This is a genomic window from Nocardia mexicana NBRC 108244 (assembly GCF_001613165.1).
Taxonomy (GTDB): Bacteria; Actinomycetota; Actinomycetes; order Mycobacteriales; family Mycobacteriaceae; genus Nocardia; species Nocardia mexicana.
The window spans coordinates 1-24,030 of record NZ_BDBV01000011.1; the positions used below are offsets into that span (position 1 = coordinate 1).

Consider the following 24,030-nt stretch of genomic DNA (forward strand, 5'->3'; position numbering starts at 1 on the left):
CCGCACCGGCACCGGGCAGGTAGCGCAGCGCCGCCAGCCCGGCGTCGGCCGGGTGGAACATGTAGTTGGCCATGAACTTCAGCGACAGCGCCATGTTCACGTGCACGGTGCCCTCCAGCCGCGGCAGGCCGAACAGCCCGATCATCGCCATCGGGAAGTACATGTCGTTCTCGAAGCCGCGCGCGGCCACGACATCCGACAGGCTCTCGATGATCCGCAGCCCCTGCCGGGTGACGGTCATCTTCTCGATGGCGTTGAAAAGCAGATAGCGCCGGTCGTTTTCGTGCGCCGAGCGCATGTAGTCGATGGCGCGCTCGCTGTAGAGCTTCATCGCGATCAGCCGCGCGTAGGAATCGGCGACCAGGCCGCGTACCTGCGGGAACTCGGTTACCTTGTGCCCGAACAGGACTCGATTCTCGGCGTGGTTGATCGCCTCGTGGAAGATGTGCTCACACGAGCCGATCGCGCCGAAGCCCAGGTTGAACTTGCCGACATTGACCGTGTTCATCGCGGCGTCGAAGGCGGCGCGGCCGGTGTGCAGGATGTCCTTCGCCGCGACCGGATAGCCCTCGAGATCGAAGGCGGCGACGTACATCTGCGAGTCGACGACGTTCTTGCGGAGCTTGTAGTTCTTGTGCTGGCTGTGGGCAGCGAAGAACAGGTAGCCGTCGAACTCGCTGTCGTCCATCTTGCGGTCGAAGTCCGCGCTGTCGATGATCGGTTTGTCGGCGCGGCGACCGAATACCGACACCATCCCGGCCAGATTGCCGTTGCCGATGTAGTACTTGCCGCCGGAGGCCTCGAACGCGCCTGCCCGCGTGGGCGTCAGCACCATATCGGTGGAGTAGATGTCGGCGCCGTGCTCCTGTTCCGACAGCCCGAAGGCGAAGATCTCGCCCGAATCCAGCAGTGCCGCAGCGCGACCGCGCGCCTCGGCATTGTCGCTCTGCCAGATCGGGCCGAGGCCCAGGATGGTCACCTGCCACACGTACCAGTACGACATTCCATAGAAGCCCAGCACCTTGCTCATCATCGCGATCCGCGCGGTGTCCCAGCGCTTGTTCGGATCGCCCGCCGCCTCCGATGCCGGGGTGAGGAACGTCGCGAACACCCGCTCCCGCTTGCAGAAGTCCAGGAACTCCGCATACCAGACCCGGTCGCGATCCTGCTGCTTCAGCCACGCCTTGCCGTGGGATTCGAAGAAGTCGACCGTGGCCCGCAGGATGCGTCGGGTCTCGGCATCGAACTCGGCGAACTCGCAGGTCTTGGGGTTGAACAGGCTGGACACCTTCGGCTCCTCGGTCGGCCGCCGGCACCGTCACCGGCAATTCATTCACAAATGTAGCATTTCCGCGCGCCATCGCAGCAAGGCCGGTGATGTCCTACTTATCAGGACGAGAATCCGCCCATACGAGACATCGATTACAGTGCACTCGAGCGGTCCCTCGGAAGGAGTGTTCGAGTGCGGGGTGGGGAGATCGAGACCGATGTCGTGGTCGTCGGCGCGGGGCCGGTCGGCATGACCGCGGCGGCGCTGCTCGCGGCGCGCGGGGTCCGGGTGCAGGTGCTCGAGCGCAATACCGAGACCAGCGACGAACCCAAGGCGATCAGCATCGACGACGAGGCGCTGCGGGTGTACCAGTGGGCGGGGCTGGCGGAGCGGCTGTTGCGAATCATGGTGCCCGGCACCGGCACTCGCTATTTCGACAGCCAGGGGCGGACGCTGTTCCAGGCGCGAGCCGAGCAGCCGCGCCGGTTCGGCTACCCGTTCAAGAACCCGTTCGCGCAGCCCGATCTGGAACGTGAACTGGCACACCATCTCCGGCAGCATCCCCGGGCGGGACTGCGCATGGGCGCCGAGGTGACCGACCTGGATTCCGACGGCGACGGAGTGCGGATCCGCTGTGCCTCCGGACAACTGCGGGCGCGCTATGTGCTCGGCTGCGACGGCGGGCGGTCGGCGGTGCGCGAGCGGCTCGGCATCGCGATGAGCGGCCGCAGCTATCCGGAGGTGTGGCTGGTCGCCGACGTGCTCGGCGATACGCACGACCAGCGGTACGGGATGCACCATGCCGATCCGCTGCGCCCGCACGTGATCATCCCCGGCCGCGGCGGGCGGTGCCGCTACGAATTCCTGCTGCATCCCGGCGAGGCGGAGGTCCCCGCGCCGGAGCTGTTGCGCCGATTGCTCGCACCGTATCGCGACATCACCGACGACCAGGTGGAGCGGGTGGTGACCTACCGTTTCCACGGCCTGGTCGCCGACCGGTGGCGTGCCGGGCGGGCGTTCCTGCTGGGCGACGCCGCGCACATGATGCCGCCGTTCGCGGGGCAGGGCCTCAACTCGGGCATCCGGGACGCGGCCAATCTGGCCTGGAAGATCGCCGACGTGCTGGCGGGCAGGCTGACCGACGCCGCGCTGGATTCCTATGAGAGCGAGCGCAAACCGCACGCGCTGGCCACCGTCGCGCTGTCGGAGCGGATGCGACGGGTGGTGATGACGACCGACACGCGGCTGGCGGGTCGCCGCGACGCCTACCTGCGTCGGGCCATGGCGACATCGCGCGGCCGGGACTTCTTCGAGGGCATGCGGTACCGGCCCGCGCAGGTGTACACGGCGGGCCTGATCGCGGCCGGGGCGGCGCCGGTCGGCGTCGCGATCGGACAGCCGGTGGTGTTCGACGCCGCCACCGGCCGGATGCGGCTGCTCGACGAAATCCTCGGTCCCGGTTGGGCATTGCTGGGTGTCGGGGTCGACGCGGCGGCGCTCGCGGAGGCCGCGAGGCGCGTGCGGCGGTTCGATCCGACCGTGCTGCACGTCCCCCTCGACGACCGGATGCCCACGCCCGCAGCGGGAATCGGCTCGATCGTCGACCTCGACGGTCGGCTGGCCACCGACCTGGCCCCCTACCGCGGGCACAGCGTGCTGCTGCGCCCGGACCGTTTCGTCGCCGCCGCGTGGCCGCCGGGACACGCGCCGGATCCGGCCACGGCGTTGTGCGCCGCCGACCCGGTCCCCGCCTGAGAAGGAAGTGAACGACACCGTGCCAGCGCCGAACCGACTGCTACCGTCCGAGCCACAGCACGCCGGGGCGCTGCGCCGCACCGCGGTATCCCATCTCGGCCTGCGAGTTCCCGGCGTGACCGCGGCGACCGAGTTCTACGGTCGCGTCCTGGGCCTGGCACCGCACGCCGAATTACCCGGTGGCGGAATGCGTCTCGGCTGGGGCCGGGGCCACCACGTGCTGGATCTGCTGCCGGGCGATCCGGCGCTGGATCATTTCGGGTTCGAGGTGGCCGAGCCCGGTGGACTGGATCGGCTGGACGAGCGGCTGCGGGAGGCCGGAATCGCCGTCGAGGACCTCGACGAGGCGTACCTCGGCGAATCGTCCCGCGCCCCGCAGGGTCTGGCCGCGAAGGATCCGGACGGCAATACCGTGCACTTCCACGGACCGGTGCGCCGCCCCGGCGAGCACAGCGCCGCCACCGGCCGCCGCCCGATCCGATATCAGCACCTGACGCTGGCCACCACGGACGTGTCGCGAATGGTGGAATTCTATTGCGGTGCGGTCGGTTTCCGCGTCTCGGATCAGCTGTCCGACGGCCGGTTCGTCTGGCTGCGCAGCAATCGCGACCACCACACCCTCGCGATCGTCGCCACCGGCGGCACCGGCCTGGACCACTACTCCTACGATCTCGCCGCGTGGGAGGACTTCAAGGCCTGGTGCGACCGCCTCACCGAGGAGGGGGTGGATGTGGTGTGGGGGCCGGGCCGCCACGGTCCGGGCAACAACCTGTTCGTCTTCTTCGACGATCCCGCGGCCAACCACGTCGAGCTGTCCGCGGAGATGGAGAAGTTCCACGACGACCGCGTCACCTACGGCCCGCGGCAGTGGGATCCGGTGCCGCGCAGCGTGAATCTGTGGGGCGGGCAGCTGCCGAGCTGGCGCAGGACATCGGAAGGGAACTGACACCATGGCGCTGGCAACCTACGAATACGACGGAAGACGCGGCGTCGGCCGCGTGGACGGCGATCGGCTGGTTCCGCTGGCCGGACTCACCGAGCTCGGACGCGATACCGACATCGAAACCCTCTCCGGCACAACGGAACTTCCCTTCGGGGCGGTGCCGATCGCGCGGGTGCGGCTGCTGCCCGTCGTGCCGAATCCGGACAAGATCATCTGCGTGGGGTTGAACTACCACGCCCACGTGGGCGAGACGAAGCGGGAGCTGCCCACCTATCCGGTCATGTTCACCAAGTTCGCCTCCAGCCTCACCGGCCCGCGCGACGACATCATCGTGCCGCCCGAATCCGGCCAGGTCGACTACGAGGGCGAACTGGCGGTGATCATCGGGCGCGCCGGTCGGCGAATTGCCCGGGAGCGGGCCGCGGACCACGTGCTGGGCTACGCGGTCGCCAACGATGTCACCATGCGCGACTACCAGTACCGGACCCATCAGTGGCTACAGGGCAAGGCGTGGGACAGCTCCACGCCGATCGGGCCCTATCTGGTGCGGCCGGACGAGGTCGACATCTCCCGGGCCGGGATCCGGACCGTCGTGCGCGGCGAGACCGTGCAATCCTCGGACCTGTCGAAACTGATCTTCGACGTTCCCACCCTGATCGCCACGGTCTCGGAGTTCACCACGGTGCTGCCGGGCGACGTCATCCTCACCGGAACGCCGGGCGGGGTGGGCTACCGGCGCGAGCCGCAGCTGTTCCTGCGAGACGGCGACGAGGTGAGCGTCGAAATCGACGGTGTCGGAAGGCTTGTCAACCGAGTGCGCGGAGAGAAGCCGTGACCGTGCCCGGCGCCGTCCGCCCGCGCATTCCCGCCGTCGCCGTCGTCGGCCTGTGCACCCTGGTCGTCATCGCCGAGGGCTACGACCTGATCATGTACGGCGCCATGCTGCCCGCGCTGCTCGATGAACCCGGTTGGGGGATGACCAAATCCACCGCGGGAACGGTCGGCAGCATGGTCTATGTCGGGATGACCGCCGGGGCGCTGGCCGGGGGCCGCCTGGCCGACCGCTTCGGGCGGCGGCGCCCGCTGCTGGTCGCCGTCGCCTGGTTCGCGGTCTGGACCGCGGCCTGCGCGCTCGCGGACTCCGCATGGCAGCTGGGCGCGTTCCGGCTGCTGGCCGGGATCGGCATGGGTGCCGCCGCCGCGGTCGCCCTGGCGCTGGCCAAGGAGTACACCCCGCCGGGCCGCACCGGCCTGACGGTCACCACCCTCATGGCCGGAATCCCCATCGGCGGAATAACTTCCGCGCTCGCCGGGCTGGCGCTGCTGTCCGAGCACGGGTGGCGCCCGCTGTGCTGGATCGGTGCGATCGGTTCCGGGCTCGTGTTGGCCATCGCGCTGGTGCTGCTGCCCGAATCCGGGGAGTTCGCCCGCACCGCCGCCGCGAGCCGGATCCGGGAGCTGTTCACCCCGGACCGCCGCGCGCTGACGCTGCTGTTCGCGGTCGCGGCGTTCGCCGAATTGCTCACCTGGTACGGGCTGAACACCTGGATGACGACGCTGATGCGCGAGCTGGACTACCCGATGACCTCCGCGCTGCAGTTCTCGATGACGCTCAATACCGGCGCGGTCGTCGGCTCGTTCGCGCTCGCGATCGCCGCGGACCGGTGGGGCGCGCGCCCGGTGGCCGGCGTCAGCGCGCTCGTGGCCGCCGCCGGGATCGCGGGCTGCGCGGCGGGGCTGTCGGACCGGCTCGCCCTGCTGGCCGTGATCGCCGTCGTCGGCGCGGCGGCCCACTCCACCCTGAACCTCATCAACGCGGCGGTCGCCGACACCTATCCGGCCCGGCTGCGCGGCAGCGCGCTGGGCTGGTCCAACGGCGTCGGCCGGCTCGGGGCCGTGGCGGCGCCCAGCCTGGGTGGCTGGGTGCTGTCGGCGACCGGGCCGCTGCAGGTCTTCCAGACCTTCATCCTGACCTCGGTGTGCGCGGCGGTCGTGCTGGCCGCCCTGGCACGCGCCGGTCAGCGGGCCAATGCGGTTCGGCCCGCCCGGACCCGGGTCGCGGGGTGAGGCCGCCGCGGACGGCGGGACCGGTCCCGTCGGCCACGGCGGAACGTGTATGTGGGACGGGCCGGGAAGGGGGCGGCCCGTCCCACTCGCGACCGCACGCCGCGGCGGTCGCGAGGGCGCGCTACCGGCGCTGCCGCATCGAGGGGTAGCGGCAGCGGCGGTCAGCGCGGCTTGATCCGACCGGCCGCCACCAGCACCCGGTAGGCCGCCGACTTGCGGGGGCAGTCGGAGACCGTGCAGTCGAGGTGCTGCTGCATGGTGCGGTGCGCCTCGGGCACCTCGAGCCGGTGTTCCGGGGCGCCGTGCGACAGCGCCGCCGCCACCGGCATCGCCGGTGGCACCGACTCGGCCAGCAGGCGCTGGCGGATCTCCGCGACCGAGGTACGCCCGGTGGGGAAGCGCTGGGGGCGCACGCTCATCACGATGGCCATCATCGCGCCGACCATCACCATCGTCGCCGCGAAAACCTGCCAGCCGCCCATCACTTCACCTCCCCCGGGCCGGAAGTGACTGGAACGGACACATATTCGCAACAGGTGTTCATAACTCTCTCGTAGTTTCGAATTACCTTGATGCAGTGGGCATTACGCATACCCCGGCGGTGCCAGGTGTACCGAGACGTCGTTGCGTCCCACCTGTTCCGCCAGCAGCCGACCGGCGATGTACCGCCCGGCCGCGTCATCGGCGGTCCATACGCTCGCGCACGGACCGCACGGGTCGTTGGCCAGTGTCAGGGCCGCCTCGGCATCGGCGACCCGGACGACCGGCAGGATCGGGCCGAGGGTCTGCTGGGTCAGCACGCTCATCGCCGGGTCGGCGTCGGCGAGCACCGTCGGCTCGAACACCTGCCCGTCCGCCGTGCCGCCGATGCGCAGCGTCGCGCCCTTGGCCAGCGCGTCGTCGATCTGGTCGCGCAGGTGGTTCACGTGCGCGGCCGAGGTGATGGGTGCGACGCGGACGTCGTCGGGATCCGCGGCGCCGAACGCGGCCACCTCGGCGACCAGCCGGTCGACGAACGCGTCGTACCCGGAGTCCTGGACGAACACCCGCTCGATGCTGCGGCAGCTCTGCCCGGATTCGGCGAGCCCGCCCAGCGCGATACCGGCGGCCGCCGCCCCGGGGTCGGCATCGTCCAGCACGATCGCCGACGACTTCCCGCCCAGGTCCAGGCGGCACGGGACGAGCCGCGCCGCGGCGCGCAGCGCCACCACCTTGCCCACCTCCGGCGAGCCGGTGAAGTGCACGTAGTCCACGGTGTCGACGACGGCGGGACCGGCCTGGTGACCGGCCACGAAGTCCAGCACCGGCGGCGCGCCGATCTGCGCCCAGCCGGTGACCACGGCGCGCACGGTCAGCGGCGTCACCGCCGGGGGCTTCACGAGTACCGCGGAACCGGCCATCAGCGCCGGCACGGCGTCGAACAGCGTCGACGCGAGGGGGTAGGTCCAGGGCGGCAGGACGCCGACCACCGCGCAGGGGCGGTAGGTGATCGCCAGCTGCAATGCCACGCTCGGGAGCTCGCGCCTACGCGGCGACGGTGCCCCGAGAAAATCGGCACCATGGGTGCGATGGTAGTCCACCGCGTCGACGCCCAGACGGAATTCCCGCAAAGCCGCGGCAACCGACTTTCCGGTTTCCGACGCCAGCAGTTCGACCAGCGTGAGCTCGTTGCCGGACAGCCATTCCCGGAACCGCGTCAACCACTGCACCCTGCCGACGACACCCATTGCGCGCCAACCGGTTTGCGCGTGCCGCAGGGAGGTGGCGACGGCGCCGACCCGGTCGGGGGTGTGCGTCGGCAGGGTGCCCAGCGCCCGGCCGTCGCCCGGGGCGGTCACGGTGATCCAGGTGTTGCCGGTGGTATTCGGATGTGTGGACAGCATTCGGTTCACTCCGGGCAAGGTGGATGCGGCAAGATCGCTCCGCGACCGCTCGGCGCACGAAACAATGGGACGAATGACCGGGTGGGAGGGTTGCGCCGGTCGCGGTGCGGCATGTGAGAAACCGTATGGCTAATGCAACTCTGCAACCAGCGCGCAATGGGCCAGAAATCGGCGAATATCGGCCGCTCCCAGCAAACTTACCGACGAGTACCGGCCCGCGACCGGCCCGAACCCTGCGACCATTCCGTGGTGGACGATGCCAGGGCGGCGGAGCGGTCGGCGCAGCTGCGCTCGACCACGGGCGCGGCACTACTGGTGGAGTACGCGCGGGGGCGGTCGCTCGAGGCTCCGGATATCCTGCGGCACACCGGAATTCAAGAACCTCAGCTGCGCGATCCGGTCGCCGAGATCACCCTCGGGCAGGAATTCGCGTTGATGCGCAACATTGTCGAGGCTCTGGACGACGAGCCCGGCATGGGCCTGATGGCCGGGCTGCTGTGTCATCCGCCGAGCCTGGGCGTACTGGGGTTCGCGGCCATGAGCTGCCCGACCCTGCGCGCGGCCGCCGAGACCGCGCTGCGCTATGCCGACCTGTCGTTCACCGTCGCCCAGCACGAGATGCGCGACCACGACCGGGAGGTCTGGCTGATCCGCCACGACCGCTGCGTCCCCGCCGAGATCCGCCGCTTCGCGCTGGAGCGCGACGTCGCCGCGATCTGGACCATCCAGCAGGACGTGCTGCCCATGCGGTTGCCGATCGTGCGCGTGGAGGTGGCCGGGGACGCCCATCCGATCTACGAGATGTTCGGCGCGATCCTCGGTGTCGACGATGTTCGATTCGGTGCCGAACGGTCGGTACTGGTCGGCCACGCCAGCACGCTGGAACTGCCCATGCCGCAGGCGAATCCGGCCACCGCACGATTCTACGAGCGGCAGTGCGCGGAATTGCTGCAACGCCGCCGCAACCGGGTGGGCATCAGCGGCCGCGTGCGCGATCTGCTGATCCGCCGCGGTGGAGTGACCGACCAGTCTCGTATTGCCGCCGATCTCGACCTGAGCGTGCGCACACTGCGCCGCCGACTTGCCGAGGAGGGCACCACCTTTCGCGAACTGTCCAGCGAGACCGTCGGCATGCTCGCCGAGGAACTGCTGGTCGCGGGGCTGACGGTGGAGAATGTGGCCGAGCGGCTGGGCTATTCGAGCGTCTCCGCGTTCGCCGCCGCGTTCCGCTCCTGGAAGGGCCAGTCGCCCGGACACTTCGCCCGCGCGCACCGGGGCCGGGTCTCGGTGCGGATGTAGGAAATACGTTTATCGTACCGATCGGCGGATTTGGGCCAACGGCGCGCAAATCTCTGCGACGATGCCTAGGTGGACGAGCCTGCGCAGGTGCGGTCGATCAACGGTGTGGCGCTGCTGGCGGACTACGCGGTCACGCGCGGTCTGACCATGCCGGATATTCTGCGGGCCACCGGAATTCGCGAACAGCAACTGCAGGACCCGCTCAGCGAGATCACCCTCGCCCAGGAACTCACGATGCTGCACAACGTCGTCGAGGGCATCCACGACGAACCGGGCCTGGGCCTGATGGCCGGACTGCTGTGCCACCCACCGTCGTTCGGCGTACTCGGCTTCGCCGTGATGAGCAGCCCGACGCTGCGCCACGCGGCGGAGATCGGCGTGCGCTATGCCGACCTGTGGTTCACCGTCGCGCGCCACGCCCTGATCGATCGGGGCAACGAGGTCTGGCTGGTGCGCGACGATCACGCCGTTCCCCCGGCGCTGCGCCGGTTCACGCTGGAGCGTGACTTCTCGGCGATCGCCACGATCCAGCAGGACCTGGTTCCGACGCGGGTCCCCACGCTGCGGGTGGAGGTGACCGTCGACCCGCATCCGGTCTACGAGATGTTCGCGGCGATGCTGGGAGTCGACAAGATCACCTTCGGGGCCCCGCAATCGGTCATCGCCTGGCACGGCACCGCGCTGGATCTGCCGCTACCGCAGGCGAACACCGCGACCGCCCGCTTCTACGAACAGCAGTGCGCCGACATCATGCAGCGGCGGCTCAGCCGGGGCGGCGTCAGCGGCCGCGTGCGCGAACTGCTGATCCGCCACGGCGGCGTCACCGATCAGTCCCGCATCGCCGCCGACCTCGACGTCAGCGTGCGCACCCTGCGTCGGCGACTCGCCGAGGAGGGCACCACATTCCGCGAGCTGTCCAACGAGACGATCGGCATGCTCGCCGAGGAGCTACTGGTCGCCGGGCTCACGGTGGAGAACGTGGCCGACCGGCTCGGCTACTCCAGCGTTTCGGCGTTCACCTCGGCATTCCGCTCCTGGAAGGGTCAGCCACCCGGGCATTTCGCGCGCACCCACCGCGGGCGTGCCATCGCGCGGGTATAGCGGCCGCACACGCGTCGGGCCAGACGTGACTAGTTCGATACCAGCTAATAGGACGCTATTCGCTCATCTGGACTTATCCTGCCCAGATGACAACCAGCAATAAAGGAGCTTTCGAAGGGCCGCTGCATCAGCTGGCCCGCGGCGCGTGGCAGTCCATGGTGGTCATCGGCATTCTGTCGGTCGTCATCGGCATCATGGTTCTGGTCTGGCCCGGACCGACTCTCCTGGTCGCCGGCATCCTGTTCGGCATCTACCTGTTGGTCTCCGGCATCCTGCAGTTGGTGGCGGCGTTCGGCGCACACGTCAGCACCGGCTGGCGGGTGCTGTCGGTCATCAGCGGCGTCCTGTCGTTCATCCTGGCGTTCTTCAGCTTCCGGCACATCGGCGACGCGATCGTGCTGCTGGCGCTGTGGATCGGGATCAGCTGGCTGTTCCGCGGGATCGCGGTGCTGGTCGCCGGTGCCGAATCGCCGTCGGGCATGCCCGGCCGCGGCTGGTCGATCTTCTACGGCATCGTGCTGCTGATCGGCGGCATCGTGCTGGTGGTGTGGCCGATCAGCTCGATCGTGACGCTGACCCTGGTGGCGGGCTGGTGGCTGATCTTCATGGGCGTCATGGAGGTCATCTACGCGTTCCAGGTGCGCGGCGCGGCCAAGCACACACCCAGCGAGCTCTGAGTTCGACGGGTTCCATGCACGGCCCAGACCTGTCCCCGAAAACGGTTCAGCCCCGGATGCATTCGTCCGGGGCTGAACTATTTCCGCCCGCCCCCACCACTTCCGCCATGCTCCCCCTTCATTTCCGGCGTGCTTTTGGCCGGAATCCAGTCAGGCTGTGCGGATCCCGGCCAAAGCACGCCGGGAAAATGGAGAAGGGCAGGACGCCCACCGCGCGATGAAGGAGGCGAGGACGGGCGTCGGGAAAGAACGAGGGCGTCCGGAAATATTGAGGGCGAGGACGGGGCGGGTTCCTACTGCTTGGTGATTCGGAACAGGCCGGTGGTGGTGCCCTGGTATTGGGTGCCGTCGCGGGCGATGGAGCCGACCATTTGGAGGGTGTCGGTGGCGAGCGTGGCGCCTATCCGCTGGTGGGCTCGGGTGGTGCCGGTGGCTGCGTCGATCACGGTGTAGTCGAATGGATCTACCGGCGTTGTGTGGCCCTCGGGCAGCGCCGCCTGGCGGGCGACGGTGTAGATGTTGCCGTCGGCGGTGGACAGGCGCGGAACGGCCGCTGACGCAACGGGATTCGTCCACGCGATCGAACATCCCGTTCCGGCCGGATCGATATCGACGCGGGTCATGCCGCCGCGGAATCCGGCCGACGGCGGGTCGCTGGGACCGGAGGTGCCCGCGGGATAGGGATAGCCGTAGGTGCCGGCGACGAAGACGCTGTTGCCCGCGCCGATCGGAGAGTTCTCGGTCCCGCTCGCCCCGGGCAGCACCGGAATCGAGCACACCTCGCGGCCCGTGCCGGCGTCGAACACCAGCAGATGCTCCTCGGGCACGGCGTTGTCGGTGATCGTCACGTAGTCCGATCCGGTGCGCGGACCGAAGAAGGTCGGGGTCGCGCCGGTCCCCCAGCTCAGCTGGCCGGGCTTGCGGGCGGGCCCGCGGTCGTAGTCGCGGCGCCACGCGATCCGCGGCACTCCGGTCGCGTCCGCCCGCAGCAAATAGAGGGCGTGGTCGCCGGCTACCGCAACGCCTTCCGGGGCGGCCGCGATGCTGTTGGCGACCCCCTCACCGGCGCCGAGCGGAATCGACTGCACCGCACCGGATTCCGGATCGACGAATCCGGCCCGGCCGTGGTCGGTCACGAACCAGATGCGGCCGTCGCGATCGGGCACCAGCGATTCGAGCGCATCGCAGCCCGGTGCCCCGCACGGCCGCGTCACCGCCTCCGCCACCGAGACCGTGCGGCGGGGCAGCAGCCGCCAGCGGCCGTCACCGTCGCGCTCGTGACCGATCCAGGTGATCGCGTCCCCGCCCGTGGCGGCCACGAAATCCCCTGCGGCGTCGATATATCCGTACACGCCGCCGAGCAGGCTGCCCGCCGGGAGGGGCAGCGACGCCAGCGGATCGCCGGACGCCGGATCCAGCAGGTACACCACCGGCGCCCGGGTGGCGATATCGGTGCACAGCGCCTGCGGCAGCCCGTCGGCGCCGATCAGAATCGTCGGGCAGGCGGCACCCAGCGCGACGAATCGAGCACGCACCGCACCGATTCCCGGGCCCGGGTTCGGCGTGGTGTCCGAGGCCTCGGCGTCGCCGTGCATGGTCGCCGTCCCGGCGGGGCCGAGCCACGGATGCGCGGGCGCCTGCGGACCGAGGCCCTCGGCGCCCGCGGTGGCGGGCAGGCACGCCAGCCCTCCGGCCAGCACAACCGCGGCCACCCGCAGCACAGCACGATCGAATCCGGGTAACCGCATAGCGGGCAGACTAATACGCATCCGGTCATCCCATGACCCCGGTCGAATCGCTGCGGTGCTACGTCGTGGCTGGTACCGTCGAAAGGCCGAATTCGGCCCGTGCCGCTGCAATGCCGGTGCCTCCCAAGAGAACATTGCGCCCGGACCCGCCCGCGTTACGCCCCGACATATCGGGGCTTCGCAGGGTCCGAGCCTGCCGTCACACTGGTCGGTGATCACGCTCGGGGGCTGACGAATAGCACGCGCATGCCTGCCGGTCTATTCGCGCTCGCGCCGAAGGCACGCGATCACTCGACCGGCAAGACGTACGGGGTTGGATGCGGTGTGCACACCGACAACACGGGAGGATTGTCGATGCTGGACCGAGGCAGCGTTGCGGGGACGATTTCACCACCGCGCAGCAGGCGTTTCGCGCCGCTGGGCGAGGCCGTGCCGATGATGCGCGACCCGCTGGCGGTGATGCAGCGCCTCACCGGCGAGTGCGGGCCGATCAGCGAATTCCGGCTCGGGCCCACGCGGGCCGTGCTGGTGGCCGGGCCGGACGAGATACACGAGGTACTGGTCGGCAACTCGGACGATTTCGGCCGCGCCCGCGCCATGGTGCTCGGCCTGTGGCCCGCGCTGCGCAACGGCCTGGTCATCTCCGAGGGCGAACTGCACCACCGCCAGCGGAGCCTGATCGGCCCGCTGTTCACGCCGCGGCAGACGGCCGGATACGTCGACGCCATCGCCGCCCAGGTGCGGGCGCACCTGGACCGCTGGGCGCTGGCCGGGCGATTCGACGCGCTGGAGGCGATGCAGCGGCTCACGCACGACATCATGGGCAATCTGTTCGCCGGTGAATCCCTCGCCGACGACGAGGAGACCCTCGCCGCCATCACCCGCGTCTTCGACTGGGAGATCCGGCTGCTGACCCGGCCGATCGTGGCGCCGCTGAACATTCCGACCCGGCGCAACCGCGTATTCCTGCGCGATATCGCCTACCTGCGCGGGCGCGTCGGCGAGCTGGTGCAGGCCCGCCGCAGCGGCGCCGAGACCACCGACGACCTGCTGCAGGGCCTGGCGAAGGCCGCCGACGACGACGGCGAGATGGACTTCGAGCAGGTCGTAGACGAGGCTATCAATCTGTGGGCCTCCGGGATCGAAACCTCCTCCGACGCACAGTTCTGGACCGCGTTCGCGCTCGCGCGGAATCCGGAGGTCGCGGCGCGGGCGCGCGCGGAGGTCGATCTCGTGCTCGGCGGCCGCCCGCCCACCGTCGAGGACCTGCCGAAACTGCAGTACTGCCTGCAGGTGTTCAAGGAGACCCTGCGGCTGTACTCACCGGCCCCGGCCTTCCTGCGACAGGCGGTGCGCGACACCAGCATCGGTGGGTACCGGGTGCGGCGCGGCACGGTCGTATTCGTCGCGCCGTACGTGATGCACCGCTCCCCCGACCTGTTCCCGCGGCCGCTGGAGTTCGACCCGGACCGTTTCGCGCCCGACCGGAAGCTGCCGCGATTCGCCTACCTGCCCTGGGGCGCGGGTCGGCACGTCTGCGTGGGTTCCTCGCTCGCGCTGCTGGAGGGCCAGATCTTCACCGCGATGCTGCTGAGCTCCGGCACGCTGACCATCGACGACAGCGATGCCGTGCGGCCGCATCTGCAGACCAACCTGCGCCCGAAGGGCCGCGTGCAGGCGGTGTACGAGGCTCGCGACGACGCACCGGTGGGCGATTCGACCGCATGCGTGTGACCCGGACGTCGCCGTGACCGCTGCCACCGGTGCGCAGACCGGACCCGTGGCGGCGCGGCTGACTCGTTCGGCGGCGCTGCTCATCGGCGCGATCGGCGTGCTGCTCGGGCTCGCGGTGGGCCGGGAGGCCTGGCAGCAGGCGCGGCTCATGGCGGCGTGGTGGACACCGCTGGTGGTGGCCACCGTGTTCGGGACCTGCCTGGTGCTGGTGGTGCTCGCATTCTCGGCGTCGCTGCGCACCATCCGGAGCCTGTGCGGTGCGGTATCGCTGGCCCTGCTGGCGGCGATCGCGTTGGCGCCGTGGGCCATTCGCCATCCCGACCTCCAGGACGACCCGTTCTGGCTGTTGCGCACGGTCGCGCTGGGCGCCGCGGCGGGGGCACTGGTCTGGCGGCCGCGGGTGGCGGCGACCACAGCGGTGCTGTCCGTCGCGGGAGGCGCGCTGATCAACGGACTGGTGCAGGGCGGGGCCGGGTGGCTGGCGTTCATACTGGATTTCTCCCGGAACTTCGGCATCGCGGGCCTGCTCACCTGGGGTCTGATCACGGTCGTGCGGGCGGCCGCCACCCTGGACGACCAGTCCCGGCGGGCGGAGCAGGATGCGGCGCAGGTGGCGGCGGCGGACGCGAAAAGCCGTGAGCGGGCCCGTTTTGCCGCGATCATCCACGACGATGTGATGTCCACCCTGCTCGACGCCTCCCGCGGCCGGGACTCGACGGTCCTGGGCCGCCAGTCCCGAAAGACGTTGCGCCAGTTCGACGAATTCCGGCGCAGCGAGGAGCGCGCCAACTTCGACGCCTTCGGCGCGATCGGCATGTTGCGCGCGACGGTGTCGGCGATCAACCCCGGCATCGCATTTCGCTCGAAGCGGCTGTCCGGGTTCGCCCGGCTGCAGGTGCCCGCCGATGTCGGCGACACCATCGCCGCGGCGCTGGCGGAGGCGGTCCGCAACAGCCTGCGCCACGGCGGCGGCACCGGTCGGCGGGTGCACCGCGATGTCACCGTCACGGTCGGCACCGGGGCGCTGCGGATCGAAATGCGCGACGACGGAGCCGGTTTCGACGCGGACGCGGTCCCCGCGCATCGGCTCGGCGTGCGGCGCAGCATTCTCGCCCGGATGGCGGACCTGCCCGGCGGGGCGGCGTTCGTCGACTCCGCGCCGGGCCAGGGGACGACGGTCACCCTGGTGTGGGTGCACCCGAGCACCGACGGGCGGGCGCCGGATGCCGAGCCCGCACCGGTGCGTCATTCGATCGCGCCGCAGCGCTGGGACCTGCGCGGCCTGCTCGGCCTGCGCGGACGGCAGGGCGCGTTCGTGACGGCCGTCGTGCTGGCCACCGTCGCCTCCATGGCGGTATCGAATCTGCGCAGCGTTCCGGGCCACCAGATCGGCATTCTCGTGGCCTACGTGGTGATCGCGATCGCCGCGGTGGTGACCATCGCCATCGATACCGACCCGTTCCCATGGCCCGTCGCGCTGGTGGTCGCCGCCGTCGGACCGCTGGCCACGGCCCTGGCCTACCACCGCGTCGAGGCGGGCTCGGTGCACCAGTTCGTCTGGACGATCTACGCGACCTCCGTGGTGCTGTGCTTCCTCGCCGTCCGTGGGCGCAGCGGGTACGCCGTCGCGGGAATCGGCATGACGACGCTCGTCGCGGTGGTCGGCATCGGCCTGGGCGCACGCGGGATCTCGCTGTCGATGACGCCCATCGTCATCGTGGCGAGCGGAACGCTGATGGCATCGATCGCCAGCTCGAACCTGCAGGCGCTGCGGCGGATCGCCGACGAGTCCGCCGCCCGGGCCGCGGCCCAGGCCACCATCCGGGCGCAGGGTGAGGAGCGCGCCCGGCAGTTGGAACGGCTCGACGACCGCGCGCGGCCGATGCTGGAGCGAATCGCCACCGGCGACGACCTCACCGGCACCGAGCGCCACGAATCCCGGCTACTGGAGGCCGAACTCCGCGACAGCCTGCGCGCTCCCGCGCTGACCACGGCCACCCTGGCCGCCGCCACCCGCGGCGCTCGCGGACGGGGCGTGGAGGTGCTGCTGCTCGACGACGGCGGCCTGGCCGAGGCCACCGACGGGCTGGTGTCGACCGTCGTCGACGCCGCCGCGCAGCAGTTGGACAAGGCCAATGCCGGGTCGATCACCGTGCGCATCCTGCCGCCCGGCCGCCACGTGCTGGCCACGATCCTCGTCGACGGGCCGTCGGAGATGCGCCGCATCGAGATCGACCACGACGGCATCGCCCGCACCCTGGTCGAGCAGGGGTGAGCGAAGCCGCGGTCCTGCCCCGCTCAGTCCCAGTGGCGGCGGCCGTAGAGCATCGTCATGACCTTGGCGACCTTGGTGTCGGTCTCGGCGGTGCGGTCGAAGGTGGTCAGGGCCATCAGCGGGGCGAAGCGCTGACGGGCCATGGCGTGCGCGAAGGTGAACTCGCGCAGGCCGTCCGGGCCGTGGATGCGCCCGAAGCCGGAGTCCGCGACCCCGCCGAACGGCAGCGACGGGATCTGCGGAAAGTTGAATACCGCGTTCACGCCGACCATTCCGGTGCGCAGCCGGTCGGCCAGCTCCCGCCCCCGGGATTTCGAGTAGACCGCCGCCGACAGGCCGTAGCGGCCGGCGTTCGCGCGCTCGATCGCCTCGTCCATATCGGCCACCTTCGCCACTGTCAGTGTGGGACCGAAGGTTTCGTCGGTGACGGCCGGTGCGTCCTCGGGCACGTCCACCAGCACGGTGGGCTGCACGAGCTGTCCGGAGATCTCGTCGGCGCCGCCGGTGAGGGCGCGGCCGCCCCGGGCGACGGCGTCCTGGATGTGGCGGCGGATAACGTCCACCTGCTTCGGCATCGTGATCGGGCCGATCCGGGCGCCCGAATCTGTTCCGGCGCGCACCACTTTCGCCTGCGCCACCAGCTTTTCCAGGAACTCGTCGTAGACGTGCCCGTGCACGTAGACGCGCTCGGTGCCGATGCACGACTGCCCCGCATTGGCCATGCCCGCCCACAGCGCGGCGCCGACCGCGGCGTCCACGTCGGCGTCCTCGTCGACGAGAAGGACGTCCTTGCCGCCGCATTCGGCGACCATCGGGGTGAGCGATTCGGCGCATACCGCCATCACTCGCTTGGCGGTGGCGGTGGATCCGGTGAACGCGATCTTGTCGACGCCGGACCGGCACAGTGCGGCGCCGGTGCTGCCGTCACCGGTGAGCAGTTGCAGCACAGGATGTTCCGGCACCACCTCGCCGAACATGTCCACCAGCCATCGGCCGACGCCGGGGCTGAATTCGCTCGGCTTGAACACCACCGCATTCCCGGCGGCCAGGGCGTAGACGATCGACCCGAGCGGGGTGAACACCGGATAGTTCCACGGGCCGATCACCCCGACGACGCCCAGCGGCTTGTACTCGACCGACGCCGCCTGGTTGAAGGTCAGCAGCCCGACTCCGGCGCGCTTGCGGCCCAGCACCTTCCGCGCGTTCTTGCCCGCCCAGGCGAGGTGCCCGAGCGACAGCCCGACCTCCAGGGCGCCGTCGGAGTGCGGCTTGCCGGTCTCGTCGTGGACGACCGCGGCCAGCTGGTTCGTGCGGCGGGTCAGCACGCCCGCGAAACGGGCCAGGCGCTCGGCGCGGGCGGCGTAGCCGAGCCCGGACCACCATTCGAACGCGGTCCGCGCGCGCTCGACGGCGGCCGCGGCATCCGACTCGGTCTGCACCGGGTAGGTGCCGACGACGTCGCCCGTGCCCGGGTTGCGTACCTCGAATGTGGCGGCGGCAGTGGCGGTTTCGCTGGTTGTGGTCATCGGCTGCTCTCCTTCGCCGCGGGGACGGTCGCCGACCGGTCGCGGCCGCGAATCAGGTCGGCGGCCTTCTCGCCGATCATGACGGTGGGGGCGTTGGTGTTGCCGCGCACGATGCGCGGCATGATCGAGGCGTCGACCACCCGCAGGTTCTCCACGCCGTGCACGCGCAGCTGCGGGTCGACCACGGACATGTCGTCGGCGCCCATCGCGCAGGTGCCGACCGGGTGGAACAGCGTCTGCGACCAGCGTTCGACATGTGCGCGCAGTTCGTCCTCGCCGAGGGTGTCGGCGGACTCCGGAAGATAGGGCCGGTCGAGGTATTTCGCCAGCTGCGGCTGGTTCGCGATCTCGATCAGCTGCCGCACTCCGGCCAGTTGCACCTCCAGGTCCCGGGGGTCGGAGAAGTAGGCCGGATCGATGTCCGGTTGCCAGCGCGGGTCGGCGGAGCGCAACCGCAACCGGCCGCGGCTGTGCACCTCGACCAGCGTCGGTCCGGCGGTGAACATCGGGGCCGTGGTCTCGTGAAAACCGTTGTCGTAGAACGCCGTCGGCGCGACGTGGTACTGCATGTCGGGCGCGGGGATATCGGCTCGGGTGCGGGTGAAGCCGCCGCCCTCGCCGATATTCGACGTCAGCGGGCCGCGTCCGAACGCCTGCCACTGCCCGAGCCGCAGCGGGTTCTCGTACTGGCCGAGATCCGTCGTGCCGCGGGTGCGCCACAGCAGCGGTGTCACCGGATGGTCGTGCAGGTTCTCCCCCACGCCCGGCAGATCCGCGACCACGTCGATGCCGATCTCGCGCAGGTGCGCGGCCGGGCCGATCCCCGAAAGCAGCAGCAGCTGAGGCGAATTGACCGTGCCGCCGGACAGCAGCACCTCGGCGTCGGCGTAGGCGGTGTGCTCGCGACCGTCGCGCTGGTAGGCGACTCCGGTCGCGCGGGTGCCGTCGAGCAGCACGCGGGTGGTCAGGGCCTCGGTGCGCACCGTGAGATTCGGGCGCTCCAGAGCCGGGCGCAGGTAGCCGTCCGCGGTCGACCAGCGGCGGCCGTTGCGGTGGGTCACCTGGTAGTTGCCGACGCCGTCCTGGGTGGCGCCGTTGAAGTCGTCGGTGTGCGGGAGGCCCGCCGCGGCGGCGGCCTCGATCCAGGCGAAGGTGAGTTCGTGTGTGTAGCGGCGGTTTTCGACGTGCAGCGGCCCGTCGGTGCCGTGATACGACGAGCGCAGGCCCGTATTGGTCTCGGATTTCACGAAATACGGCAGCACCTCGTCGAAACTCCAACCGACCGCGCCGAAGTCGCGCCGCCAGCCGTCGTAGTCGGCCGGATTGCCGCGGATGTAGATCATCGCGTTCATCGACGAGCAGCCGCCGAAGCCCTTCATCCGCGGCCAGTAGGAGCGCCTGCCGCCCAGAAACTTCTGCGGCGTCGTCTCGTACCGCCAGTCCCAGCGGGTGCGCAACAGGGTGCCCCACGCCGCCGGTATGTGGATCTCGTCCGCATCGTCGGCCGGGCCCGCCTCCAGCAGCAGCACCGAGACGGACGGATCCTCGGTAAGCCGGTGGGCCAGCACGCATCCCGCGCTCCCGGCCCCTACGACGATGTAATCGAACGACTCCCGGTCGGACATCGCGACCTCCCATGCTGACGGCGAATGCGCACCCCATTGTCACGCTATGGATCGGGGAATTCGTTCAATTCGCTCGAATGCGTAGTGGCCGGTGGCTGTACCGCGTTTCGACGTCCGAACGCCGCGTACGGGCTGCGGCGAGCCGTGCAGTTCGGCTGCTCAGTCGAGCGGTCGGACCGTCAGCGCTGCTCCAATTCGGCTATGCGCCTGCGCAACAGGCGTTGTTCCGGCTCGGCGGTCAGGAGGTCGAGTGCCCGACGGTAGGCGGTTATCGCTTCTTCGGGGCGGTCGAGGCGGCGGAGCAGTTCGGCGCGTGTCGAGTGGAAGTACGGGTAGGTGTCGAGGTCCAGTCCGTCGGTGATGCGCAGTGCCGCCTGTGGTTCGCCCGCCTGGGCGACGGCGACCGCGCGGTTGAGTTCCACGACCGGCGAACCCGTCAGTCGGCTCAATTCGAGGTACAGGGCGGCCACCTGCGCCCAGTCGATCTCGGGCTCGGTGTGCAGGACGGCGATCGCGGCCTGCACGACATACGGGCCGCGGGCGCGGGCGATGGCACGATCGAGCAGGTCACGACCTTCCGCGATGAGCGCGTCGTCCCAGCGGGCACGGTCCTGCCGGTCCAGCAGCACGATCTCGCCCGCGCTGCGGCGGGCGGCGTGCCGGGCGTGGTGGCACAGCATGAGCGCCAGCAACCCGAGGACCTCCGGCTCATCGGGCATCAGCGTGGCGAGCATCCGGCCGAGGCGTATAGCCTCGTCGGCCAGCTCGTCCCGTCCGCCGTAGCCCTCGTTGAAGATCAGGTAGAGCACCTTCAGCACCGCACCCACCCGCTCGGGCAGCGCATGGTCCGGCGGCATCCGGAACGGAATTCCGGCCATCTTGATCTTGGTTTTCGCCCTGGTCAACCGCCGCTTCATGGTCCCCGGCGGGACCAGGAAGGCCTGCGCGATCTCCTCGGTGGACAGGCCGCCCAGCGCCCGCAGAGTCAGCGCGACCTGGGCGTCGATCGCGAGCGCCGGGTGGCAGCACAGGAAGATCAGTTCGAGGCGCTCGTCCGGAATCGCGGTGTGCGCCATGGTGATCTCCTCGATCTCCGGGCTGCCGAGCAGCGGAGCCTTGGCCGCGAAGGCACGGTCCCGGCGCAACCGGTCGATCGCGCGGCGGCGGGCCGTCGTGGTCAGCCAGGCGCCCGGATTGTCCGGCATCCCATCGGCCGGCCACTTCTCGGCGGCGATGACGAAGGCGTCCTGGGCGGCTTCCTCGGCGAGATCCACATCGCCGAGGAAGCCCGTCAGCGAGGCGACCACTCGCCCCCACTCGGCGCGGAAGACCTCGTCGATCACGTCTTCACGATCGGCCGGATCTCCACGGAGCCGCCGAGCCGTGCGGCCGGAACCTTGACCGCGATCTCGATCGCGGCGTCCAGGTCATCGGCCTCGAGCAGGTAGTACCCGCCGAACACCTCCTTGGTGTCGGCGAACGGGCCGTCGGTCACCAGCGCGTCCCCGTCCTGCACCCGCACCGTCGACGCGGTGTGCGCGGGGCCGAGGTGAGCTCCCCCGACCACCCGCGGATCCGACCGGATCGCGAGATACTCCGCGGAGATCGCCTCCTGCTCGGCGGGATCGAGCGCCTCGAACACCCCGGGCAACTCGTTGATCAGCAATGCGTACTGCATGACTCTCCTTCGTCGAACTTTCCTGTCACCTACCCGACGAACGGCGCGGGGCGGAGGGGACAGCGAGTCGTTCGGCAGCGGTGAGAGTTCCCAGGAAGAGTTCGACGTTGTCGCGGACGAATTCGTCCCGGGGGTAGGCGCCGGGGTCGCGGATCCAGGCGGTGATCGTTTCGCCGAAGCCCGCGACGAGGAATCGGGCGGTCAGCTCGACGGCGCGGTCATCGGGCGCGTTGTCTCCCAGCTGGTCTCGCAGGACCGTGGCGAAGGCGGCGACGTAGTCCTCGGAGCGGGCCAGGCGGCGGCGCGCCACGCCCGGATGGGCATAGGCCTTGGTGGACAGGAACTTTCCCTTGGCCGGGTCGGCGAGGAAGAAGTCCACGATCGCCTCGACCACGGCGGTCATGCAGGCCCGGCGGCCGGATTCGGCCTGCTGTACCGCGCGGCCGAGGGCGCGGGCGAGTTCGGCGGAGGCGAGATCGAAAGCCGCGCCGGTCAATTCGTCGAGGTCGGCATAGCTCTCGTACACGAAACGGGTGGACAGTCCGGCCTGGGCGGCGACCCGGCGCACCGTCAAGCCGCCCGCGCCCTCGCGGGCCAGTACCGCGATCACAGCCTCGAGCAGTTGCTCGCGCCGGTTCTCCTCGCGCTGCGCGGCCGGTACCCCGCCGTAGCGCCGCCTGGTCTGCGTCGTCTCGCCCATGATTGTGGCCGTCGTCACTTCCATCCATGTTGACACGTCTGTTTCCCGAATCCTACCTTCAAGAAACAAACGTTTCCTCAATGTGGAGGTCGACATGACCAGTGCCGCCCCGGACACCGAGCGGTCCGATGCCGAGCCGCTGCGCGGACTGGCCCCGGACGCGCCCGCGGCCCGCTACGCCGCGGACTGGCGGCTGCTGCTGTTCGCCCCCGCCGCGCTGCTGCTGCAGGTGGCGCATCCGGTGATCGGGTCGGGCGTGGCGCAGCACTCGATCTACCGCCGGGATCCGGTGCGGCGTTTCGACCGGTCCTATTGGGCGACACTGGCTTTGGCGTTCTACGGCGACGAGACCGCCGACTACGGGCGCGACATCCGGGCGCTGCACAAGCCGATCGGCGGGACCGACCACGCCGGGCGCCGCTATCACGCCTGGGATCCCGAGGCCTATTTCTGGGTGCTGGCCACCGGCTACTGGGCATCGACGCTGATCGCGGACCGGATCGAGGACGGGCTCACCCGGGCCGAGCGGGCCGAGTTGTACGCGGGGTGGCGGCAGATGAGCCTGCTGGCCGGGCTGCGCGAGCGCGACGCCCCCGCCGACCTCGACGACTTCGAGACATTCTTCGATCGAGTCCTGGCACAGCGGCTGGAACGGCACCCGTCCGTCCAGGACGTCTACGACGTCATGCGCCGCCCACCGGCCCCCGCGCGGGTACCGAATCTGCTGTGGAAGCCGGTGATGTGGGGAGTCGTCGGCCCGTTCGCCGCCTGGGTCAACACCGGTGTCCTGCCACCGGAGACCCGAAAGCTGTTCGGCCGCACCTGGACTCGCCGCGACGAACGCCTCCTGCGCCTGTTCTTCCGCACGGTCCGAGCCACCGACCGCATCCTCCCCGACCCTATCCGGGGCATCACCCGGACGGTCGCAATGCGTCGCAGAAATGGCATTACCTCCACCGTCCGCGCCGCCGCCGATGCGGCCTAGCACCACCGCCGCCCCGGTCATTCCGGCCCCACCTCCAGTCATTCCGGCGTGCTTTGGCCGGAATCCACGGCCTGGGCAACGGATCCCGGCCAAGAGCATGCCGGGATGACGAAGGGGTTGGCGCGCCAGGGTGACAAAGGCTGGGCGTGACCGGATGACAAGGCTGGGCACGACAGGAATGACGAAGGCCGGGCGGGCTGGGGTACAGGAAGGTTCATGACAGTGGTGTCGGAGATGGGTGAGGGCGGGGGTTCGCTGCCGCCGCATCATGGGAATTGTTTGGGGTGTGGGCCGGGGAACGCGGCGGGGCTGGGGCTGGAGTTCGTCGGCGACGGAGCGGGGATCGTTGCGGCGCTGGTGTTGGACGAGAGGCATGAGGGGGCGCCGGGGCTGGCGCACGGCGGGGCGGTGGCAACCGTGCTGGACGAGGCCGCGGGGAGCGTGCTGCTTCCGTTGCGTCTGCCCGCGGTTACCGCGCAGCTGAATGTGTCGTTCTCCGAACCTGTTCCGCTCGGCGTCCCGCTGACCGTGCGGGCCGCCCTGGACCGCCGCGACGGACGCAAACTACACATCACCGCCGAGGTCGAACTCGACGGCCGCTGCGCCGCCCGCGCCGAAGCGCTGTTCATCGTCGTCTCCCCCGACCACTTCCACACCCACGGCGCCGACCCCGGCGGCATCCCCGCCCTCGGCATCTAGCGGACCGCCGCGCCCTTCCCGCACCAGCGCGTGTTCCCGCACCCCGTGCATGTTTCCGCACCCCG

Annotated in this window: 20 protein-coding genes; 11 read left to right on the forward strand and 9 right to left on the reverse strand. The window is 70.1% G+C overall.

Going from position 1 to position 24,030, the window contains the following annotated elements:
* Positions 1-1,288 (reverse strand): acyl-CoA dehydrogenase family protein (locus NM1_RS04735; protein ID WP_068014304.1); only part of this gene is annotated, 1,288 nt, incomplete at its 3' end.
* 174 nt (positions 1,289-1,462) lie between these two features.
* On the opposite strand from NM1_RS04735, the gene NM1_RS04740 reads away from it, so the two are divergent.
* From NM1_RS04740 to NM1_RS04755, 4 genes are read left to right on the forward strand one after another with little or no spacing between them, the layout of a single operon-like run.
* On the forward strand, positions 1,463-3,025 hold the full coding sequence (locus NM1_RS04740; RefSeq protein ID WP_068014305.1) for a bifunctional 3-(3-hydroxy-phenyl)propionate/3-hydroxycinnamic acid hydroxylase: 1,563 nt from the start codon (positions 1,463-1,465) through the stop codon (positions 3,023-3,025).
* Positions 3,026-3,044: 19 nt separating this feature from the next.
* Positions 3,045-3,971: a VOC family protein gene (locus NM1_RS04745; protein ID WP_246011440.1), complete on the forward strand. Its 927-nt coding sequence runs from the start codon at positions 3,045-3,047 to the stop codon at positions 3,969-3,971.
* A gap of 4 nt (positions 3,972-3,975) precedes the next feature.
* Positions 3,976-4,803, forward strand: coding sequence for a fumarylacetoacetate hydrolase family protein (locus tag NM1_RS04750; RefSeq protein WP_068014306.1), 828 nt, complete (start codon positions 3,976-3,978; stop codon positions 4,801-4,803).
* A complete protein-coding gene (locus tag NM1_RS04755; protein WP_068014315.1) occupies positions 4,800-6,035 on the forward strand; it encodes an MFS transporter in 1,236 nt (411 codons plus the stop codon). Before NM1_RS04750 ends, NM1_RS04755 begins: the two co-directional genes overlap by 4 nt.
* Positions 6,036-6,196: 161 nt before the next feature.
* On the opposite strand, the gene NM1_RS04760 is transcribed toward NM1_RS04755, so the two are convergent.
* Together NM1_RS04760 and NM1_RS04765 are read right to left on the reverse strand one after the other, a co-directional pair.
* Positions 6,197-6,517: a hypothetical protein gene (locus NM1_RS04760; RefSeq protein WP_068014316.1), complete on the reverse strand. Its 321-nt coding sequence runs from the start codon at positions 6,515-6,517 to the stop codon at positions 6,197-6,199.
* 102 nt (positions 6,518-6,619) lie between these two features.
* Positions 6,620-7,918 (reverse strand): aldehyde dehydrogenase family protein, encoded by a 1,299-nt coding sequence (locus NM1_RS04765; RefSeq protein ID WP_068014323.1) that lies wholly within the window; start codon positions 7,916-7,918, stop codon positions 6,620-6,622.
* 249 nt (positions 7,919-8,167) lie between these two features.
* Here NM1_RS04765 and NM1_RS04770 point away from each other — a divergent pair, with 249 nt between their 5' ends.
* The 3 genes from NM1_RS04770 to NM1_RS04780 all read left to right on the forward strand — a co-directional run bounded on the left by NM1_RS04770 (position 8,168) and on the right by NM1_RS04780 (position 10,995).
* A complete protein-coding gene (locus tag NM1_RS04770; protein ID WP_068014340.1) occupies positions 8,168-9,217 on the forward strand; it encodes an AraC family transcriptional regulator in 1,050 nt (349 codons plus the stop codon).
* Between the two features lie 69 nt (positions 9,218-9,286).
* On the forward strand, positions 9,287-10,318 hold the full coding sequence (locus tag NM1_RS04775; RefSeq protein WP_068014324.1) for an AraC family transcriptional regulator: 1,032 nt from the start codon (positions 9,287-9,289) through the stop codon (positions 10,316-10,318).
* 86 nt (positions 10,319-10,404) lie between these two features.
* Entirely contained in the window at positions 10,405-10,995 is a 591-nt protein-coding gene (locus tag NM1_RS04780) for an HdeD family acid-resistance protein (RefSeq protein ID WP_068014325.1), read from the forward strand.
* Between the two features lie 293 nt (positions 10,996-11,288).
* On the opposite strand, the gene NM1_RS04785 is transcribed toward NM1_RS04780, so the two are convergent.
* Entirely contained in the window at positions 11,289-12,743 is a 1,455-nt protein-coding gene (locus tag NM1_RS04785; RefSeq protein ID WP_246011441.1) for an NHL repeat-containing protein, read from the reverse strand.
* A 354-nt stretch (positions 12,744-13,097) separates the two neighbouring features.
* On the opposite strand from NM1_RS04785, the gene NM1_RS04790 reads away from it, so the two are divergent.
* Positions 13,098-14,477 carry a cytochrome P450 gene (locus tag NM1_RS04790; RefSeq protein WP_169814192.1) on the forward strand — a complete coding sequence of 460 codons (1,380 nt, stop codon included), beginning with the start codon at positions 13,098-13,100 and terminating at the stop codon, positions 14,475-14,477.
* Between the two features lie 13 nt (positions 14,478-14,490).
* Positions 14,491-16,752: a sensor histidine kinase gene (locus tag NM1_RS40790; protein ID WP_084519163.1), complete on the forward strand. Its 2,262-nt coding sequence runs from the start codon at positions 14,491-14,493 to the stop codon at positions 16,750-16,752.
* Between the two features lie 23 nt (positions 16,753-16,775).
* Here the strand turns inward: NM1_RS40790 and NM1_RS04800 are convergent, their stop codons facing one another.
* The 5 genes from NM1_RS04800 to NM1_RS04820 form a co-directional block, all read right to left on the reverse strand.
* Positions 16,776-18,278 (reverse strand): aldehyde dehydrogenase family protein, encoded by a 1,503-nt coding sequence (locus NM1_RS04800; RefSeq protein WP_068014329.1) that lies wholly within the window; start codon positions 18,276-18,278, stop codon positions 16,776-16,778.
* On the reverse strand, positions 18,275-19,903 hold the full coding sequence (locus NM1_RS04805) for a GMC family oxidoreductase (RefSeq protein WP_068014331.1): 1,629 nt from the start codon (positions 19,901-19,903) through the stop codon (positions 18,275-18,277). The genes NM1_RS04800 and NM1_RS04805 overlap by 4 nt, the downstream gene beginning before the upstream one ends.
* 179 nt (positions 19,904-20,082) lie before the next feature.
* Positions 20,083-21,246: an RNA polymerase sigma factor gene (locus NM1_RS04810; protein WP_068014333.1), complete on the reverse strand. Its 1,164-nt coding sequence runs from the start codon at positions 21,244-21,246 to the stop codon at positions 20,083-20,085.
* Positions 21,243-21,581, reverse strand: a complete 339-nt coding sequence (locus NM1_RS04815) for a YciI family protein (RefSeq protein WP_068014335.1) — start codon at positions 21,579-21,581, stop codon at positions 21,243-21,245. Before NM1_RS04815 ends, NM1_RS04810 begins: the two co-directional genes overlap by 4 nt.
* Before the next feature lie 25 nt (positions 21,582-21,606).
* Positions 21,607-22,299: a TetR/AcrR family transcriptional regulator gene (locus NM1_RS04820; RefSeq protein ID WP_147289027.1), complete on the reverse strand. Its 693-nt coding sequence runs from the start codon at positions 22,297-22,299 to the stop codon at positions 21,607-21,609.
* Between the two features lie 76 nt (positions 22,300-22,375).
* Here NM1_RS04820 and NM1_RS04825 point away from each other — a divergent pair, with 76 nt between their 5' ends.
* The gene (locus NM1_RS04825) at positions 22,376-23,266 is read left to right on the forward strand and encodes an oxygenase MpaB family protein (protein WP_169814193.1); all 891 of its coding nucleotides are present in this window, start codon (positions 22,376-22,378) and stop codon (positions 23,264-23,266) included.
* Between the two features lie 216 nt (positions 23,267-23,482).
* Positions 23,483-23,965, forward strand: a complete 483-nt coding sequence (locus NM1_RS04830) for a PaaI family thioesterase (protein WP_211339427.1) — start codon at positions 23,483-23,485, stop codon at positions 23,963-23,965.
* Positions 23,966-24,030: the final 65 nt, after the last annotated feature.